The 18,248-nt window shown below is 46.9% G+C and carries 15 protein-coding genes; 5 read left to right on the forward strand and 10 right to left on the reverse strand.

Features of this window, described 5'->3' with window-relative positions:
• The first annotated feature begins 94 nt into the window (after positions 1–94).
• Positions 95–2,239, forward strand: a complete 2,145-nt coding sequence (locus NDI42_RS17430) for a hybrid sensor histidine kinase/response regulator (protein ID WP_190452978.1) — start codon at positions 95–97, stop codon at positions 2,237–2,239.
• 122 nt (positions 2,240–2,361) lie between these two features.
• Here the strand turns inward: NDI42_RS17430 and NDI42_RS17435 are convergent, their stop codons facing one another.
• The 3 genes from NDI42_RS17435 to NDI42_RS17445 form a co-directional block, all read right to left on the reverse strand.
• Positions 2,362–3,186, reverse strand: a complete 825-nt coding sequence (locus NDI42_RS17435; protein WP_190452980.1) for a hypothetical protein — start codon at positions 3,184–3,186, stop codon at positions 2,362–2,364.
• Between the two features lie 33 nt (positions 3,187–3,219).
• Positions 3,220–3,405 (reverse strand): hypothetical protein, encoded by a 186-nt coding sequence (locus NDI42_RS17440; protein ID WP_190438404.1) that lies wholly within the window; start codon positions 3,403–3,405, stop codon positions 3,220–3,222.
• 149 nt (positions 3,406–3,554) lie between these two features.
• Positions 3,555–4,037 carry a hypothetical protein gene (locus NDI42_RS17445; protein ID WP_190452981.1) on the reverse strand — a complete coding sequence of 161 codons (483 nt, stop codon included), beginning with the start codon at positions 4,035–4,037 and terminating at the stop codon, positions 3,555–3,557.
• Positions 4,038–4,303: 266 nt separating this feature from the next.
• Here NDI42_RS17445 and NDI42_RS17450 point away from each other — a divergent pair, with 266 nt between their 5' ends.
• Positions 4,304–5,014, forward strand: coding sequence for a gamma-glutamyl-gamma-aminobutyrate hydrolase family protein (locus tag NDI42_RS17450; protein ID WP_190452983.1), 711 nt, complete (start codon positions 4,304–4,306; stop codon positions 5,012–5,014).
• Between the two features lie 140 nt (positions 5,015–5,154).
• Here the strand turns inward: NDI42_RS17450 and NDI42_RS17455 are convergent, their stop codons facing one another.
• Complete coding sequence (locus NDI42_RS17455; RefSeq protein ID WP_190452985.1) at positions 5,155–10,416, reverse strand: ATP-binding protein; 5,262 nt, start codon at positions 10,414–10,416, stop codon at positions 5,155–5,157.
• 7 nt (positions 10,417–10,423) lie between these two features.
• A complete protein-coding gene (locus NDI42_RS17460) occupies positions 10,424–10,726 on the reverse strand; it encodes a helix-turn-helix domain-containing protein (protein ID WP_190452987.1) in 303 nt (100 codons plus the stop codon).
• 92 nt (positions 10,727–10,818) lie between these two features.
• Between NDI42_RS17460 and NDI42_RS17465 the strand changes: the two genes are divergently transcribed.
• Positions 10,819–11,166 carry a hypothetical protein gene (locus NDI42_RS17465; RefSeq protein WP_190452989.1) on the forward strand — a complete coding sequence of 116 codons (348 nt, stop codon included), beginning with the start codon at positions 10,819–10,821 and terminating at the stop codon, positions 11,164–11,166.
• Between the two features lie 206 nt (positions 11,167–11,372).
• On the opposite strand, the gene fghA is transcribed toward NDI42_RS17465, so the two are convergent.
• From fghA to NDI42_RS17480, 3 genes are all read right to left on the reverse strand, one after another.
• A complete protein-coding gene (gene fghA, locus NDI42_RS17470) occupies positions 11,373–12,221 on the reverse strand; it encodes an S-formylglutathione hydrolase (RefSeq protein WP_190452991.1) in 849 nt (282 codons plus the stop codon).
• Between the two features lie 415 nt (positions 12,222–12,636).
• Entirely contained in the window at positions 12,637–13,443 is an 807-nt protein-coding gene (locus NDI42_RS17475) for a hypothetical protein (protein ID WP_190452992.1), read from the reverse strand.
• A 92-nt stretch (positions 13,444–13,535) separates the two neighbouring features.
• Positions 13,536–15,278 (reverse strand): D-Ala-D-Ala carboxypeptidase family metallohydrolase, encoded by a 1,743-nt coding sequence (locus NDI42_RS17480; protein ID WP_242017561.1) that lies wholly within the window; start codon positions 15,276–15,278, stop codon positions 13,536–13,538.
• Between the two features lie 58 nt (positions 15,279–15,336).
• On the opposite strand from NDI42_RS17480, the gene NDI42_RS17485 reads away from it, so the two are divergent.
• Together NDI42_RS17485 and NDI42_RS17490 are read left to right on the forward strand one after the other, a co-directional pair.
• Positions 15,337–16,077, forward strand: coding sequence for an HAD family hydrolase (locus tag NDI42_RS17485; protein ID WP_242017562.1), 741 nt, complete (start codon positions 15,337–15,339; stop codon positions 16,075–16,077).
• Positions 16,078–16,481: 404 nt separating this feature from the next.
• Positions 16,482–16,631 carry a hypothetical protein gene (locus NDI42_RS17490; protein WP_190452996.1) on the forward strand — a complete coding sequence of 50 codons (150 nt, stop codon included), beginning with the start codon at positions 16,482–16,484 and terminating at the stop codon, positions 16,629–16,631.
• Between the two features lie 170 nt (positions 16,632–16,801).
• Here the strand turns inward: NDI42_RS17490 and NDI42_RS17495 are convergent, their stop codons facing one another.
• Positions 16,802–17,527, reverse strand: coding sequence for a Uma2 family endonuclease (locus NDI42_RS17495; RefSeq protein ID WP_190452998.1), 726 nt, complete (start codon positions 17,525–17,527; stop codon positions 16,802–16,804).
• Between the two features lie 103 nt (positions 17,528–17,630).
• Positions 17,631–18,185: a signal peptidase I gene (lepB, locus tag NDI42_RS17500; protein ID WP_190453045.1), complete on the reverse strand. Its 555-nt coding sequence runs from the start codon at positions 18,183–18,185 to the stop codon at positions 17,631–17,633.
• Between the last annotated feature and the right edge of the window lie 63 nt (positions 18,186–18,248).

Below are 18,248 nucleotides of genomic sequence, written 5' to 3' on the forward strand. Positions count from 1 at the left end.
AACCTTGGATAGTGGTATCCAATGCTAAATACTGCCAGTCTCAGAAGAACCACGATTTGCTCAATTCCGCCTTTGTTTAAAGCACCGCTATAAAATGCAGCCCAAAGATAAAGTTAATGTCCTTTTAGTGGACGATCATCCAGAAAATCTGTTGGCTTTAGAGGCAATACTGGGCAGCCTCGGTCAAAATTTGGTAAGAGCCACATCGGGCGAACAAGCCTTGAGGTGTCTGCTAAATCAAGATTTTGCTGTGATTTTGCTTGATGTCCAGATGCCAGGAATGGATGGATTTGAGACAGCGACGTTGATTAGACAACGCCCATCGTCGCGCTACACCCCCATTATTTTCCTGACAGCATTCAGCACCAGCGACAATTTTGTGTTTAAAGGTTATTCACTGGGTGCGGTGGACTACCTGCTGAAGCCTCTAGAGCCGGAAATATTATTATCCAAGGTGGCGGTGTTTGTTGACCTGTTCAAAAAGACAGAGGAGGTAAAACGACAAGCTACACAACTTGCAGCCGTCAATGCAAACCTGAGACAAAGTGAAGAGCAATTTCGTTCTTTGAGTGCTTGCTCACCTGTTGGTATTTTCTTAACAGATATCGAAGGTAACTGTACCTACACCAACCCACGCTACCAAGCTATTTATGGCATCACCCTTGAAGAGAGTTTAGGAGAAGGTTGGGCTACCGCAATTCATCCCGATGACCGCGAGGTGGTCTTTAGCAGTTGGTATGCCTGCGCCAATGAAGGCAGGGAATACTCGAACGAGTTTCGCGTACAAACGCCTCATGACGGCATAGTGCGTTGGGTTAATGCCCGCTCATCCCCAATGCTCTCCGCTCAAGGCGAACTTATCGGTTATGTTGGCACAGTAGAAGACATCACCGAGCGCAAAGCCGCAGAAGAAGCACGCGCTCAAATTATTCGCGAACAGGTGGCACGACAGGAAGCAGAGGCGGCAAACCGGGTAAAAGACGAGTTCTTAGCAACCCTTTCCCACGAACTCCGCACCCCCCTGAACTCAATGCTGGGCTGGACGCAACTGCTCCGGAGTCGGAAATTTGATGAAAAGACTACGGCTCGTGCTTTGGAAACGATTGAGCGCAACGCGAAGTTGCAGGCGCAACTCATCGAGGATATTTTGGATGTCTCGCGGATTATTCGAGGCAAACTGAATCTCAATATTTGCCAAATCAACCTGATACCAATTATTGAGGCGGCGATAGATACGTTGCGTCTGGCAGCTGTTGATAAGGAGATTCAACTAGATTTTGAAATGGATTGCTCTTTAAAGGAGGGGGACAATTTATCGAGAACACCCCTGATTGTCTCCGGCGATCCCAGCCGCTTGCAGCAAGTTGTCTGGAATCTTCTCTCAAATGCGATTAAGTTCACACCTGCGGGAGGACGTGTCGAAGTTCAACTGTCAGTCGTCAGGAAATTGTCAAGTTGGAATGTGGAAACGCCAACAGACAGCTATGCCCAAATCAAAGTAAGCGACACCGGCGTTGGCATTAGCGCAGACTTTCTGCCGTATATTTTCGATCGCTTCCGTCAGGCTGATAGCACAACAACAAGGCGATATGGCGGTCTGGGGCTTGGGTTGGCGATTGTCCGTCACTTGGTGGAACTGCAAGGCGGTACTGTCTTTGCCCAGAGTGAAGGAGAGGATCAGGGGGCGACGTTTATTGTAAATCTGCCACTCCCTGGAAGCAGGGAAGTTGTTTCGGAAGATAAGGGAGACTTGGGACAGGAAGTTACCTTGTCCCCTACCCCTCATTCCGAGCATCCGATAACCCCATCGTCCCATCACTCCCTCACAGGGTTGCAGGTACTGGTGGTGGATGACGATACTGATACTCGCGATTTTCTGACTACAGTGCTAGAAGAATATCAGGTGCAAGTGACGGCTGTGGCATCGGTGCAGGAGGCACTCCAGGCACTTGAACATTTGAAACCAGATGTACTGGTGAGCGATATTGGGATGCCGATGGAGGACGGTTATGGGTTGATCCGCAAAGTCAGATCCTTGGAGGCAGAGCATGGGGAGACGATTCCAGCGATCGCTCTGTCTGGGTATGCTAAGGGTGAAGAGCGATCGCGATCGCTAGAAGCTGGCTTTCAGACGCATCTACCTAAACCAGTGCAGCCAGCTGAATTAATCGCAATGGTTGCCCAACTTGCCCAAAGAGAAAATATCTCGGATTTGGAGCGTTCGGAGACTAATACTTAATTAGGTTTTTTGCTAATAGCTAATGGCTTTTAATAATTAGCCATTAGCTTTTAACAATTAGCCATTAGCCATTAGCCATTAGCCATTAGCCATTAGCTATTAGCTATTAGCTAATTGCCTTTTTAAAACCTTCCGCTTCTGTTGAAATAAACCCGCTCTAGTTCATTCAAGTCTCGGCGCAACATTGCCCAGTCGCTTTCCGCCTGACCGCCCAAACGTCGGCGCTGCATGAAAGTATTTATTTGATATGCGCTAGTTAGCACTTGCTGGACATCAGAGGTAGCAGCTTGACGATCGTTGTAGCGATCGCGCAGCCGATTTGTCGCACTTTCAAAATTTTTGGCATACTGGTTAATTTGGTCTTCGCGGTTGGAACCATCCAGACGAGTGCGGTCTAGTGCTTGGTCGAGGCTACTGCGAAACCGATTGGCGTTTCTTTCTATGTTGTTTACCAGTTGCTGCACTTGCCCATTGTAGGATCGACGATCGCCTCCTGGTGTGGTCGTTCCTGGGGCGATGCGATCTAGTTGCGCCAAGTCTCGACGCAGGCTCGCCCACTCGCGTTCAGCTTCACCTCCCAAACGTCTGCGCTGCATAAATTCATCTATTCTAGCTGCCCTATTTAGCACTTCCCGAACATCACTGGAAGCAACTTGTCGTCTGTTGTAGCGATCGCGCAGCCGATTTGTCGCTTCTTCAAAATTTCTGATGTACTCGTTGATGTTATCTTCTCTGCTGGAACCATCCATACGGCTGCGATCTAGCGCTTGGTCGATGAGATTGCGAAAACTATCTGTTCTCGTTTCTATCCGCTCTAAAAGTTGCTCAATTTGCCCGTAGTAGCGGCGATCCAGGCTTTGCGCCTGTACCTGTTGGGGAATTATAGTAGGGCTGGCAACGGCAACGAGGAGCGCTGTTAAAAGAACTGGTTTGAATCTGTTGAGCATTTCTCTTTACCTCGAAGTTTAAAATTTGCTGCTTTACTTTTCAAAGAGCCTAATAAAAGCAAAACTTTCCCCTAAGGGGATACCTACGAAAGGAGATTTACTCACATCAGTTCGCCATGCCTTCTCTCCTGTTGGAGGTACTGTACCCGTTAGCGCTTTAATTTTTGCTTCCGATTGGCGCTGCTGTTGGAGAATTCCTTTTGCTTGCAGTTCTGCCAAATTCTGAGACGCTTTTGTAGAGCAGTATGTTCCTTCAGATAGATAGAGGATCGCCCAATTCCTTTAATCTAATACTCGCCATTCCCCAGGCAAATCCGGCAAAAAATCACGACAAATTTGTGCTGGTGTAAAACTTGGGCGCTTTCGGTTCAAGCGATGCCTTCAGGAAGGTACTCGGCTGGAATTGGGCGATCGCTGCGCTCCTCGTCCCATAATAGGGAGATAACCAACCAGCGATCGCCATTTTTGAGCAGTTGAATACTATTGATGCCACGCGCCAGGGGTGTCGGATCGTCTGCCTTGTAGCGGGCATCAAATGTGCTAAAAACATGGGCAATATTTCCAAACAATTCCAGACGACGGGAAATTTCTACTTCGTAAAATCCCCGCAACTTTCCTGTTTGAATTTGTTCAGCCATTCGGGAAATAAAAGTTTCAACCGACATTGCCTCGACGCTATTTATCTTCACATGAATCATTTGTCCAGCTGGAGCAAATAGCGATCGCAGGAGGTTCCAGTTTGGTTCTCCCTCAACAAAAGAAATTGCCGCATACAACTCTTTGACAGTTGCATCAATTGCCGCTACATCAGTGAGAGTAGCTAGGGGAATAGGCGGCTGTGCTTCATTCATATCTTTTACCTTGTGCATATTTGTCTTAATTTTACTCAGGGTGCAGTATCTCTCAATACAAATTTCTGATTGCAACTTTGATTTACTAAAATTCAAAGTTATTTGATTCGTTTATGTAGGGGTGTACAGCCGTGCGCCCCTATATCTGTATGCAGAACAATGCTAAATGTAATTTATGCAATTTCAAACATCAGGACGGGAATACTGATAATACCCAGGTGACAACCTGAGAATTAGAACAATATATCAACTGCTAAAATTTGAAAATGAAATCTAAACCGCCACTTATTGGAATCACGACCGCCGGACAGTTGGGAACGAGTCTGTTCTGCGTGCGGGGCGAATATGTAGACGCAGTGAGACTAGCAGGTGGCTTACCCATCTTATTACCGCCGGGAGAACCTGATCCAGGTGCCATTTTAGAACGAGTGGATGGTTTAATTTTATCTGGCGGGGGTGATATTGAGCCGACCCTTTACAATGGTTCATCGCATCCGACAGTTTATAACGTAGATCAGCAACGCGATCGCTTTGAGTTAGCTTTAGCAAAATTGGTGCTGGCTACAGATATCCCAGTTTTGGGTATTTGTCGCGGTTTAGAAGTGCTGGTGGTAGCAACTGGCGGTAATTTGGTGCCACATTTGCCAGATGAATTTGGAGAAGCGATCGCGCACCGTTCTCATCAGTCTCGCCATTCTGAGCATACTGTAAAAATTTGCCCAAAAAGTCGCCTCGCATCTACAATTGGCATCACAGAGGCACATATAGTATCTTGGCATCATCAAGCTGTGCGAACAGTTCCGGCGGGGTGGCGCGTCACGGCAAAAGCTGGTGATGGTGTTATTGAAGCATTAGAGCATGAAACGCATCCTTGGGCGATCGCTCTCCAATGGCATCCAGAAATGGCACCCCACGATCCGCATCAGCAACGCATCTTCCAGTCGCTAGTCGAAGCGGCACGCGATCGCATGATCTAATTTTAAAGAAGTAGAAGATGCGATCGCCTGAAGGATATCTAGTTGCAGTTCGCTACAGATAAAAGTTTTGATTGGAGCTTCTTCAGACAGCAGTCAAATGGACAAGATTTGACAGTAAGGTGGCGAGCGTTTTGCCCGATTTAGACTGATGATACTAATTCGACGACCATCGCCACTACGACCTCTGGCTCAATGGGTTTTGCAACGTGACGTTGAAAGCCTGCCGCCTCCGCTTGCTGTCGATCGACTTCTCCGGCATAGGCAGTCAGAGCGATCGCAGGAATTTGTTTCCCCTCCGGAAGTGTGCGAATTTGACGCATCAGCATATAGCCATCCATCACTGGCATTCCAATATCGCTGACGATGATGTTAGGAACGGATTGGGAGAAAGCCCTTAGTGCGTCAATTCCAGAAGCAACGGTGGTAACGATCGCACCAGCTTGTTCTAAAACAAAAGCCACAAACTCTCGTGAGTCCGTTTCGTCATCGACGACTAAGATGTGAATACCGCTCAAATCACTATCTCTAACGGGTGATGGATCTAAGGTTGGTGATTCAATTAACTGAGGTGCCAAGGGAATTTGAACTGTGAATGTCGCACCTAGCCCAATACCTGGACTGTCTACTGTAACCGTACCGCCGTGCATCTCGACAACTTGCCGTGCGATCGCCAGTCCCAATCCCAAACCCCCAAATTTACGAGTTGTGGCTCCATCCTCTTGCCGAAAATGCTCAAACACATAAGGCAGAAAGTCAGGATTGATGCCTTTTCCAGTATCGGTGACTTGAATCTGGGCATGAGTTTCAGTTTGGGTTAACTTAACGGTAATTTGCCCGCCTTGAGGGGTGAATTTTACCGCATTGGATAAAAGATTCCAGATTACTTGCTGCAAACGCCCGGCATCGCCAATTACCATTCCCTGAGAGGGTGAAAAGGTGGTTTGAATTTGCAGTAACTTGGCTTCGGCGGCTAGTCGAACGGTTTCTAACGCGGCCGAGATCACCATATTCAAGTCAACAGACATCGCATTCAAACTCAGTTTGCCGCTCAGAATGCGGGAGATGTCGAGCAGGTCATCAATCAGTTGTGCCTGGAGTCGGGCGTTGCGTTCGATCGTGGCAAGGGCGGTAGCCGTTTTTGTAGCGTCCAGATTCCCTCGCTGTAACAAGCTCGACCAGCCGAGAATCGGATTGAGCGGCGATCGCAACTCATGAGACAGCACTGCCAGAAACTCGTCTTTAATGCGGTTGGCACGTTCGGCGGCTTCTCGTGCAGTTTGTTCGCGTTGCAGGAGTTGTTCGCGTTCAGCTTCGATGCGCTTGCGATCGCTAATATCTTTGAACACGATGGCAACTTTTCGGGCTTCTGGCTGCCCGGTGCGGCAAGCATAAACGTCAAACCAACGGTTCATTACTTCGGAGCCATTTTCAAAGCGAACGGATTTACCCGTCAGAGCGACTTGTCCGTAAATCTTAATCCAGTGGTCTTCAATATCTGGAACTAACTGACGCATCGTTTTACCAACGGCTTGTTGAAGTGCTGTTTGTTGCTCGAAGACAGGATTGATTTCTAAGAAGCGGTAGTCAATCGGCGTGTCATTGGCATCAAACAGCACTTCAATGATGCAAAAGCCTTCATCGATCGACTCAAACAGCGTTCGATAGCGTTCCTCCGATTGCCGCAGGGCTGCTTCCGCTTGAATTTGATCGGTGACATTCTTAAAATAAACGGTGATTCCCTGTGCGGCAGGGTAGCTGCGGACTTCGTACCAACGATCGTGGTCGGGATAAAACGCCGTCAGTGAGGCAGGCACGCGATCGCGCATTGCGCTCCAATAGATCGGCTCAAACTCGTTGCCAATCAGCCCTGGGTATTCTTCCCATAAATTCTTGCCAATCAAATCACCCGGAATGCGATCGACCAGTTTTTCGGCAAATTGATTGACGTAGGTGAACCGCCAGTTCTCATCCAGGGCAAAGAATGCTTCACCAATGCTCTCTAGAATATTCCGGCTTTGCTCCTCGGTTTCACGCAAGGCTGCTTCCGCCCGTTTGCGATCGGTGATATCCATCACTATTCCTAACAACCGAGTCGGCGTACCACTGGAGTCACAATAAACGCTGCTGCGTACCCAAATCCAATACACGCTTTGATCGGCGTGGATGATTCGACATTCAAAGTTCCAGTTGGTATTGGCTGAAAGGGTTTCTTGAAACTTCTCATTCACAGAGGCGCGATCGTCGGGATGAACGTGGGTTAAGAAAATGTCGTAGCTCCATTCCGGCAGCAGCGACTCATAGCCAAAGATTTGATCGTGTCTGAGCGATCGATGAGCAGTGTAAGGCTGCGTCGTGAGATCGAGATCCCAATCGCCAATTTGGGAGGCATCTAACATAAATCGCAGCCGCGCCTCACTCTCGCGCAGTGTCGCCTCAGCCTGCTTACGATCGGTGATGTCAACGGCAGCGCCGTAAACCACTTGTTCTTCTGGGTACGACTGGGCGTTCCAGAGCAACCAGCGATAGGAGCCGTCTTTGTGTCGATAACGGTTTTCAAACGTAAAGGTTTCGTTGCCGGAGAACAGACTGTCGGCTTCTGAAACCGAGGCGCTGAGGTCTTCTGGGTGGACAAACTCAGCCCAGGGGCGGGATGTCATTTCGTCCGATGTCCAGCCGAGGATTCGTTCAAAGGTTGGGCTGACCCAGTGGAAATAGCCGTTTATGCCCGTAATCACTTGCAAATCTGAACCGAGGGCAAGAAAACGTTCTCGTTCCTGCTCAACTTTTTTGCGATCGTTGATATCCCGAAAGAAGACAGACAATCCAGTCGGTGAAGGATAAGCGTGAACCTCTACCCACAAATCAAACGGAGGATAATATTCCTCAAATTCCACCGCCACCTGCTCGCTCAACGCTCTGCGATACTGGAATTCAAACTGATTGCCGATCGTGGCTGGGAAGGCTTCCCACATCGTTTTGCCCAGCAGTGCTTCTAAGGGAGTTCGTGACACTCGTTGTGCGGCAACGTTTGCGTAGGTAAAGCGAAAGTCGAGATCCAATGCCATAAACGCATCAGTCACGCGCTCCAGAAGGGTTCGCTCTCGCACAGTTGCTTCCTGTCGTAGGCGTGCCAGCTTCAAACTTGCTTCTACCTTTACCAGCAGTTCACGCGCCGAGAACGGTTTAATCAGATAGTCGTTGGCTCCAGCTTCGAGTCCTTCAACGCGGGATTCTTCGCCGGCGCGGGCTGATAAGAGAATGATCGGAATGTCTTGGGTTGCGGGATTAGAACGCAGCGATCGCAACAACTCAAACCCATCCATCCCCGGCATCATCACATCGCTTAACACTAAATCAGGTGGATTGTTCTCAATGGCGGTCAAAGCAGCAACGCCATCGGCGACGGTTTGAACGGTATAAGAACCGCTTAGGAGTCGCCGAATATAGTCGCGCATATCAGCGTTGTCATCTGCCAATAAGATTTTCGATTGAGCTGCCCGATTGGCTGGTGCCAGATTTAAGTTAGTAGGATTATTGTCTAATTCAAAATCCAAAATCGGCAATCTAAAATCGCCATTCTCAGGCAACCACCGTTGAGCTTCTTCGACATAGGGTATTGCCCCTAACGCCGTTGATGCTAACGTGCGATCGGCTCCAATGCGCTCTGGCGGCAGATGAGCAGTTCCGGCGGGAATCGTCACCGTAAAGCAACTTCCCTGCCCGAAGGTGCTGGAAACCGCGATCGCTCCCCCATGTAGTTTGACGAGTTCTTGCACCAGCGATAGCCCGATGCCAGAGCCTTCAAAACTCCGTCCTTGAGAATTTTTGACCCGATGAAATCGCTCAAATAAATGCGGTAATTCTTCAGGCGGAATGCCGACTCCTGTATCCGCAACCGATAATTTAACGTGAGAGTCTACCCACTGCAATCGAACAGTAATTGAGCCAGATAACGTAAACTTAAAAGCATTTGATAATAGATTGAGAACGATTTTTTCCCACATTTCGCGATCGATATAAATCGCTTCGGGCAAGGGTGGACAGTCAACAATCAGCGACATTCCGGCTCGTTCAATCAGCGAGCGAAACGTACTGGCAAGTTCCGCCGTATAAGTTGGCAAATCTACAGGTTCAAAAGCTGCTTGGACTCGACCTGCTTCGATGCGTGAAAAATCGAGCAAGCTATTGACGAGTTTGAGCAGCCGCATTCCGTTCCGCTGCACCAGTAGTAATTGTTCGCGTTCTTGAGGTGGAATTGTTCCATTCAAATTCGCGATCGTTTCTTCCAACGGCGACAGCATTAAGGTCAGCGGCGTGCGGAATTCGTGGGAAACATTGCTAAAAAAGGTGGTTTTGGCGCGATCGAGTTCTGCCAGTGCTTCGGCGCGTTTGCGTTCTGCTTCATAGGCTTGGGCGTTCGCGATTTCTGTGGCAATATTGCTGGCTACCAGGTCAAAGAAGCTCCGGTATTCATCATCAAACGCACGTCTAGGGCTAATTCCAAGAACTAGAAATCCTGCTAATAGCTGCTTTTGACCCGCCATCGCGATCGGCAAGACGATCGCCTGCTTCGACGGTTCATCCCAGGCTCCACCAGAGAGCATCCCAAACCGGGTGATTAATTCATCAATAATCTCAGCATCCCCAGTCTTTTTAACCTGTGCAAACTTCCAGCAATCACCTTCAGTAGCCAAGTTAACAAGCTTGGGCCCCGCGGGTGTCCCAGCGTTTATCCTGACCGTTCCCACCAGCCGAGCTTGTTGCCCCTCCTGTTCGACCAGGTACAGCAAACCAAAGGAAATGTCGTAAGGATTGTTCGCAAGGGTGGCGCAGGCCATGCGACAGGTTTCCTCAACGGACTTGGCTTCTCCGGTACTAGCAGCGAGTTCCCGTAACGTTCTGAGCCGCCGTTCACCAATCACCCGTCGGGTCGTTTCAGTCACAGCCGTAAACGCCCCTCCCACCTCGCCTGTTTCTAGAAAAATTGGGCTGTAGGAGTAGGTGAAAAAAGCTTCCTCGGTGTATCCGTAGCGATCAACTAGCAGCAGCATATCGTCAGACCAAGTTGCCTGTGCTGTTTCCAGTACGCTCTCTAGCTGCACCCCAATAATGTCCCAAATTTCTAACCAAACTTCTTGTCCGGGTCGTCCTAGTGCCTTTGGGTGTTTAGTCCCCAGGATGGGTTGCCAAGCATCGTTGTAGAGCAATACTAATTCTTTCCCCCACCAAATGACCATCGGGAAGCGGGAGTTCAAGACTAAAGGCACAATGGTGCGTAAGCTTTGAGGCCAGGTTTCGACAGCCCCCAAGGGCGTTTGCGACCAATCGCGCGATCGCATCAGCGCACCCATCTCGCTACCACCCACAAACAAATTCTCAGATAATGTGCTAACTTCACCCATGACACGCCTATCCTTCGTGTGAGAAGTGCTGCGTTAGCAGCCGTTGGATTCCGGATCGAAGCGTTTCTGAAGAAAACTGGCTAAGTTGATCAATTAGTGCTAATGCGCGAAACTGTTTTATTGCCAGAGGTGAAGGCTGAATATGCCCGTTTTCCCACCGATTGATAGTCGCGTAAGCAACACCCAGTGTCTCTACAAGCTGCGCCTGAGTCAGGTTGGTCAATTGCCCCAGTTCATCAATTAATTTGCCAACTTCAGGCTGATCCAGCACAGATGTGGTGTTAACTGCTGCATTTTTAGGAAAGCCCATAAAAGTGGTATGCGTAACAAATATTATAGTTCTTATCCATCATAGGGTAGAAAAAAGCAATGTTCTGCCCTTATAGATAAATGTGGAGTTATATGGCAAAGACTAAGCTTAAAAGTCTTACTCCTGAACAAGAAGCACTGATTCCGGTAATCCGTGAAAAATGGATAGCAATTGTTTTCTCCAAAGGACTAATTAATCGCTCAAAAGCTAAAGAAGCGGTTCAATTTGCTTACTCCGCAATTGGCAAAAAAGACCCTGAAATTATTTTTTTTGATAGCCCTTATGCAGCTTTAAACAGCCCGATTCTAAATAGAAAAGGGAGATTTTTAGGGAATTTATTTGACTTTGAGCTGAAATGGAAATTAGAGCAGCAACTGATGAGTCACAAGGCAAGACAATTTCAGTATCTAGCGTACCAACTATATAGCAGTCCTAAATGATTCGTGAAGGAGAGATCCCGCACTTCTGTAAGAAGTGCGGGATCTGAAGGGCTGGTATCTCACAACTCTGGCGAGGATTGCTATAGAAAAGCAATTCGCTGGGTGAATTGGGGAATCGATCCTGAAGAATTTTCCGTGCAAACATGAAAATACTCCCTCAAAACCAATTTTCCTCCTTCCCAGTCCGCAGCCTGGGAAGGAGAAATTTAGCTAAACAGCGCGATCGCGTGGTGGCGGATGTGATCTTCAATGAAAGTGGCGATAAAATAGTAACTGTGGTTGTACCCTTCTTGGTAGCGCAAAGTTAGCGGTTGTCCCGCTTCTGCACACGCTTTTTCAAACGCCTCTGGAAGCAGTTGTTCGGCGAGAAACTGATCCGCTGTGCCTTGGTCGATGAGAATGGGACGGTTAAATTTGGCACTCAGTACCAATTCGCTTGCATCGTAGTTGCGCCAGCTTTCCTTATCTGCGCCAAGGTAATTACTGAAAGCTTTCTGACCCCAAGGACAGCGCATCGGCGCGGCAATGGGTGCAAAAGCTGAAACCGATTTATAAAGCTCAGGGTTTCTTAAAGCACATACTAAAGCTCCGTGTCCGCCCATCGAATGCCCGAAAATTCCCATTTTTTCAGGTTGTACCGGGAAATTATCGGCAATTAGAGCAGGTAATTCGCGGACAACATAGCTGTACATTTGATAATGCGATCGCCACTTTTGCTGAGTAGCATCAACGTAAAATCCCGCACCAGTACCAAAATCCCAATCTTTATCTTCACCTTCAATTCCCCTATTACGAGGGCTGGTATCTGGTACAACGAGCATTATCCCGTACTTAGCAGCAAATTGTTGTGCGCCAGACTTACCCATAAAGTTCTCTTCAGTGCAAGTCAAACCTGAGAGGAAATAAAGAACTGGTACTGGTGCTGATTTTGCTTGCGGTGGCTGATAGACAGAAAATCGCATTTCGCCGTTACAAGTATCAGAAACATGGCTGTAAAAACCAATTTTACCGCCAAAACAAAGATGCTCAGAAACCAGTTTGGGAAACGCTGACATAAGGGTTCATCCAATAGTATGCCCACACTCCTGTTGCGGTCGATGCTCCGCAAACGAAGCCGTAGCGTTGGCAGGCTTAATTATACAGGCTTTGTTTCTGTAACGCCAGACTAAAGTCTTGAGCGGCTCGCTCGATAACCAAGCTGAGCTAATCCAATTTTGGATTAGAAACTATTGCATATGTAGCACAATACGGTTCAGTTAAGAATAATTGTAGTACCCCGTCTATCATAAAATGTTTGGTTAATTGTAGGAAATGGTTGAGGTGCGCGTTACCCAACTTTATCAGGATTTTGTTGGGTTGCATCGCTTAACTATTCCCTACTATTAATAACTAGAGTGATCGCTGTGTCTCCCCCACACATGAGGCACCTCAGTAATAGCATTCCCAGGCTGAGCCTTTTAACGAGGAAAATTAAGTACCAGCAGCCCGCTTCGTGCGAAAACTCACATTTACCCCATCGCTTAATTGCTCTAGCACCAACAGAGGTGTTGGCTTTGCCTTCTGATCCCAATTTAGTTTTACAATGCGCCCCTGAATTGTTGGTTGCCAAGTATCGTGATCGTCTGCTGGAGAGAGGAATGTTTCGATACAGTCTATAATTTGGCTAATCGTAGCAGAAGTAGCCTGAGTAGGTAATTTCATTAACTTAATTTGGATGCGGAAAAGCACCCGCTTAGAGCGCCTTGTGCCTTCTCCCGTCTCATAAATAACATCAAAGATTTCATCCACTTGACGAGCTTGCGTACTAGCAATTCCAACCGCTGCTTGCGATGCTTGAGTCGGACGGAGAGCTAAGGTGATTAGTTCTTTAACTCTAACTTTAATTTGATTGACGACCGCAAAGTGAAACACCTCCTCATCCATTCGCATTCTCAGGTAGTCTAAGTTAAACTCCCGCGAGTTAACCAAGTCAGGATTGCTTTCCATTCTATGAATAGAATCAAGCGCCAACTTTAACTTTTTCTGGAGGTCTTTGATTTTAAAATCTTGTAACTTGGCTCTCTTTGCTATCTCATTAGATTTGATCTTGACAAATACTCCCCCAGCAATCAGCAGTAAAGCCAATCCTCCGGTGGTGAACATCCAGATTGACGGTGGTTGAGGGTTAGCAGCTGCGGCTGCTTGTTGTGCGGTTTGAGTTTTTTTGGCTGGGAGTTGAGTCTTCTTAGCAGGGGTTTGAGCTAAAAGAGAGTCTACAAAAATCATGGGAGTGGACATATAGGCTACGGCTAGAAATTGATGTCTATTATCAGGATTCCCAAAGTAAAAGTTAAAAATGAAAAATAATTTAATTTTCCATTTTTATTGATTTAGTTTTGCCACCGTGTGCGGTGACATCGCGCATCAATATGGCATAGGTTTGGAAATCGGGTGTAGCGGCCCAAGCCACCAGACCACCAAGGGTCGAGGAACCAATAAAGTTGAGTGCCAGAAAGCCCTTCGCAGGTGAAGTCTATTGCATCCCCAACAATATGACGGCTGTATAATGCGCCACCAAGCGCTCGATTAATGGCTGGTGGTCGATACCAGCTGGCGACTAAAATTGGCCGTCCAATGCGATCGCGTGCTTTCTGTGCCATTTTAGCAATCCGGACGATCGCATCTAAAGTCTCTTGATTGGGTGGCATCCAGATACCTCCAGAGGTAGCTTCTGCCCAGGTAAAGTTGCCATCCGGCACGATTGCAGCCGACAGCTGAATATTTTCTAGCGTCCAGTGTTCGGGACGCTCTTTAAAGATAACTGGCATTGGCTTGGGTGGAGAATCCGGGGAATCTTTCCGCGCCTTATATATGCGTTTGAGATCGTCGAACAGGGAACGGATGGCTTGATCTCTAGTCACATTGCGCCAAAGTTGAACCAGACGAATTAAAGCTTCCCGTTGGTAATCCAGTTCTTTATATTCAATAGGCAAACGGCGGATAAACTCTAGTAATTCATTGTCCAACTGGACGGCAAGATGAGAGAAGGTAGTGCGATCTGCGGTACTGCTACCCAACATTTGGGGATCGATGCCCAAAGCCGCCAGCGCCGCCGCACGCGAGTCTAATTTCCGCCAGAGTCGCAACAACTCGGTGAGGGCATGGCGTTGGGTTCCGGTTCCTTGATAATACTGGGGGATAAACTGCACAAAGGCAATCAGTGCGGGATCGATTATTTTAATTCCAGTTTCGGCGGAGGTGTTGTTTTTCAAAGATGCGATCGCATCTTCCCGCGACTGGAGTTGTCGCCACAGCTGAGTTAGGCGCAGCAGTGCTTCCCGTTGATACGGATAACCAGAGTAATTTTGGGCAACTTGCTGGATAAATTGCTTCAGGGGAATATCTAGCGCAGATTCATCGAAGTTGTCTTCAGCTAAGGCTTGATCCCCCCTAGCCCCCCTTGGAAAGGGGGGAGAAAAGTCCCCATTTTCAAGGGGGGTTGGGGGGATCTTCTGCAAAGAGGCTACGAAAAGCTTTGCGATCGCATCTTCCCTGGTATCCAAGTGATGCCATATCCGCACCGCTTCCAGCACCGCATCCCGTTGCTGAGGCAAGCCTATATAGTAATCAGCAACACGTTCCACCAAACTTACTAACGCCTGATCCAGATAAGCAAGATTTTCTGGCAAGCCTGCCACCGAAAAATCTATAGCCATGTCTTTCAGGTAAGCTTGCAGTAGCGCATCAGCGTTACTTGCTTCCAAAAGCGCCGCCGTGGGTTCGCTGGCAGATGGTACATAACCAGCAGCGACAGATTGAAGGAAGCGATCGCTATAACGACCTTTTTCCACATCCCACATTTCGGCACCTTTCCACCCCTGAACAACTAAACTGTTGCACAGACTTCCAATAGTATTAGCCGCATATTGCACCTGTTTCGGAAAAGAATCTACCTCTTCCAAAGGAATCCGGTTAGCCGGAGAGATGCCCAGCCCCTTTTCTGTGTCCGATAGCGACGGTGAAGAGTGTACTTGATAAAGCGCCGCCAAAATCGGCTTGTGGATGCCCGTCCGTTCCGCTTCTAAAAGATAGTAGTAATTGCGCTGGTTTGGTGTCAGTGTTGGCATAGCCATTTTTTTTTCCCACTAAAACCACTTTATGATCACTTTCCTACCGCTTCATCAAGCTAATATGAAGAATTACTTGAAAAATGTTCGTCTAGTTGCAACCGACATGGATGGCACCTTGACGAGCCAAGGCAAGTTTACCGCAAGTTTACTCCAAGCTTTAGAAAATTTAGCAGATGCCAGCATTCCCGTGCTGATTGTCACCGGGCGTTCCGCTGGCTGGATGAGTGGTTTAAGCGCGATATTGCCAATTGCGGGTGCATTAGCAGAAAACGGCGGCTTATTCTACCCATCTGGCACCGAAACCCCAGTAACTTTAACCCCCATTCCCGATATTGTTGCCCACAGACAACAGCTTTATCATATTTTTGACCAACTCAAATCTAAATTTCCTTATCTTCAAGAATCTGGTGACAATCGTTTTCGCATTACCGATTGGACATTTGATAATCGCCAACTGACACCCGATGATCTGCAAACTATAAACGCATTTTGTCAAGAATTGGGCTGGAGTTTTACCTACAGTTCCATACAGTGTCACATCAAACCAAAGCAACAAGATAAAGCAACTGGTTTGCTGAAAGTATTAACCCATCACTTCCCTCAATACACACCAGAACAAGTTGTCACAGTTGGCGATAGTCCCAACGATGAAAGTTTATTTAATCCTCAATATTTTCCCCTTTCCGTTGGTGTGGCAAATGTTTTAGAGTATGCCAATCAGTTAACTCATAAACCCGCTTACATTACCAAGTTTGCCGAAGGCGAGGGATTTTGTGAATTAGCGAAATTACTTTTAAAGTAGAGTGGGATAGAATTTTTATAGTCTTCATTTCTATTAGTTTCGGACTTTTGCGTACAAAAACTGCCCTTTCTGCCTTAAAATCCAGCCGACCCAGGCTTCATTTGTTCACCTTTAACTTTGGTAGTTAGCTGTTTGTGCTTATAATTTTGGTGTCCCTAATGGGAACAGTTTGATGATAACTTTCCCAATTCGATTGCCCCAGAAGAATACGATATATTTAAAGATAAGTACACTTTGGGTTTTTACAAATGGCTTGGCTACACCAGTATTTTAAAATAGGACGCTACAGAAGAATATTACCTTATTAAATGTACTGGTTTAGGATTGCCATAAATTTAAGCTGAAGTAAAATTATAAATTATTACTGTCCTACCATCCGCATTAAGAAAAACGAGTGGTCAAGAATGGTAGAATTTGGAAAAGCTTATGAAATCCTGATAGTTAGTCATCAAGGTAAAACTGTTGAAGAGATAATTCAAATTAGTGATGTTTGGAATACATTAAGTTATGCTGAATCTCAAGTAGGGAAGGAAGCGCATAATATACTAATTTAATTTGATTGTAATTTAGAGGAACAGCATAACGATTTAATACTTTACTGGCACAAATTAGTGGAAAGCGTACATTATGAAAATATAAAAAAATATCGCCCAATTCCCTTTGAGTTGTGATGGAATTAATCAGCGATCGCATTCGTCATCAAGTAGCAGCGCGATCGCGCTATCTAAAGTTCATCGAGATTAATTCCCCGTTCTTGTAACTTAGCCATTAACTCTGCAAGCTGCTGTTGAGCGCCCTCAGCGCGTTGGCGTTCAGTTTCAGCACGTTGGCGTTCCTGTTCAATGACATTCTCAGGAGTCGGGAAGCGGTTTCCGTTCTGGTCATACCAGTAGAGCCAATCACGAGTCCAACCATGATGCGTCCCCGACTCGTACCCAATGCCTAAATTAATTTCTGGTATCCATACTGGGTTGCCAAACTGTCGTATGTAAACCCCATTTTCTAACCGATAAACTTCAAAAGGATCGTGCTTGTCCCGCCGCCAGTAATCAGGGTTGTAGATAACGTAATACAGCGCCCCGATGCTGGCATATTTGGCCATTTTGTCGTCATATTCTCCGCCTTTTGTTTGGGAAACATATTCTAAGACAAACTGGGGGACAACCTGTTCTTGCCAAATTAAATAGCTGAGTCTTCCTCGGTTACTCTTGTGTCGCGGTACTCCTAAACTTAAGAAACCATCCGGTACAATTGCTGGCTGTTGGGGGTCATAATAAACTCCCATATTGATCCCAAAAAACCAGTCAGTGCGGTTTGCCCATGATAGACATAGGATGACCCGCAGCAGATGAGGAATCAAAAGTTGAAATTCGTTATCCACAGGGGTGTTGTCAGAGTTGGGCAGATCCTCCTCTGTGGGAAGGTACTGCAACGGATTGTACTGTACCATATAAGACTTCTCTTTTATCCTGATTGCTTGCATTTTAGCAAAGGAATCGGGGTTTTCTTCCTAGCAATAAAGCGTTTCCTTACTGGAGCGATCGCGTCTGATTTCACCTAGTAGAAGTATTAGTAAAATTTGGTTTCAATTTCCCCAAACGGTCGAAAGGCCAGAAGCGAACAAATGCTTTACCGATGATGCGATCGCGTGGTACAAAACCCCAGTAGCGACCATCATAACTATCTTGGCGGTTATCACCCAATACTAAATAAGAATTAGGCGGTACAATAACAGGCCCCCAATCTTCCCCCTTAGTATCTCCAATATAGTTTTCCCGCAAAAGTTTGTCATTTATATAAACTCTTCCGGCTTTAATTTCTACCTTTTCTCCCGGCAACCCGATCGCACGTTTAATAAATGTATCGTGGAAATTTTGTTCCTGTAGCTTTTTTGTAGGTGAAAACAATACAATGTCGCCACGCTGAGGATTTTCAAAGTGATAACTTACCTTATCCGCCATCACACGATCGTTAACTTCCAGGGTAGGCAACATAGATCCGGAAGCAACATAGCGGCTTTCGGCAACAAAGGTGCGAAACCCAAAGGCAAAAATTACGCTTAGTCCAACTGTTTTAAAACCCTCAAGCCAAACATTGTTAACTTTCATCTGCTGATGTTTATCTGTCACTTTTGCCTCCCTTAAAATAGTGTTGCTTTAGTTTACTTCGCT

The organism is Funiculus sociatus GB2-C1, assembly GCF_039962115.1.
In the GTDB taxonomy this organism is placed as follows: Bacteria; Cyanobacteriota; Cyanobacteriia; order Cyanobacteriales; family FACHB-T130; genus Funiculus; species Funiculus sociatus.

Coding starts and splice junctions, on each gene's coding strand:
- NDI42_RS17430 (WP_190452978.1), top strand. CDS start 95: ATGCAGCCCAAAGATAAAGTTAATGTCCTTTTAGTGGACGATCATCCA.
- NDI42_RS17435 (WP_190452980.1), bottom strand. CDS start 3,186: ATGCTCAACAGATTCAAACCAGTTCTTTTAACAGCGCTCCTCGTTGCC.
- NDI42_RS17445 (WP_190452981.1), bottom strand. CDS start 4,037: ATGAATGAAGCACAGCCGCCTATTCCCCTAGCTACTCTCACTGATGTA.
- NDI42_RS17450 (WP_190452983.1), top strand. CDS start 4,304: ATGAAATCTAAACCGCCACTTATTGGAATCACGACCGCCGGACAGTTG.
- NDI42_RS17455 (WP_190452985.1), bottom strand. CDS start 10,416: ATGGGTGAAGTTAGCACATTATCTGAGAATTTGTTTGTGGGTGGTAGC.
- NDI42_RS17460 (WP_190452987.1), bottom strand. CDS start 10,726: ATGGGCTTTCCTAAAAATGCAGCAGTTAACACCACATCTGTGCTGGAT.
- NDI42_RS17465 (WP_190452989.1), top strand. CDS start 10,819: ATGGCAAAGACTAAGCTTAAAAGTCTTACTCCTGAACAAGAAGCACTG.
- fghA (WP_190452991.1), bottom strand. CDS start 12,221: ATGTCAGCGTTTCCCAAACTGGTTTCTGAGCATCTTTGTTTTGGCGGT.
- NDI42_RS17475 (WP_190452992.1), bottom strand. CDS start 13,443: ATGTCCACTCCCATGATTTTTGTAGACTCTCTTTTAGCTCAAACCCCT.
- NDI42_RS17480 (WP_242017561.1), bottom strand. CDS start 15,278: ATGGCTATGCCAACACTGACACCAAACCAGCGCAATTACTACTATCTT.
- NDI42_RS17485 (WP_242017562.1), top strand. CDS start 15,337: ATGAAGAATTACTTGAAAAATGTTCGTCTAGTTGCAACCGACATGGAT.
- NDI42_RS17490 (WP_190452996.1), top strand. CDS start 16,482: ATGGTAGAATTTGGAAAAGCTTATGAAATCCTGATAGTTAGTCATCAA.
- NDI42_RS17495 (WP_190452998.1), bottom strand. CDS start 17,527: ATGGTACAGTACAATCCGTTGCAGTACCTTCCCACAGAGGAGGATCTG.
- lepB (WP_190453045.1), bottom strand. CDS start 18,185: ATGAAAGTTAACAATGTTTGGCTTGAGGGTTTTAAAACAGTTGGACTA.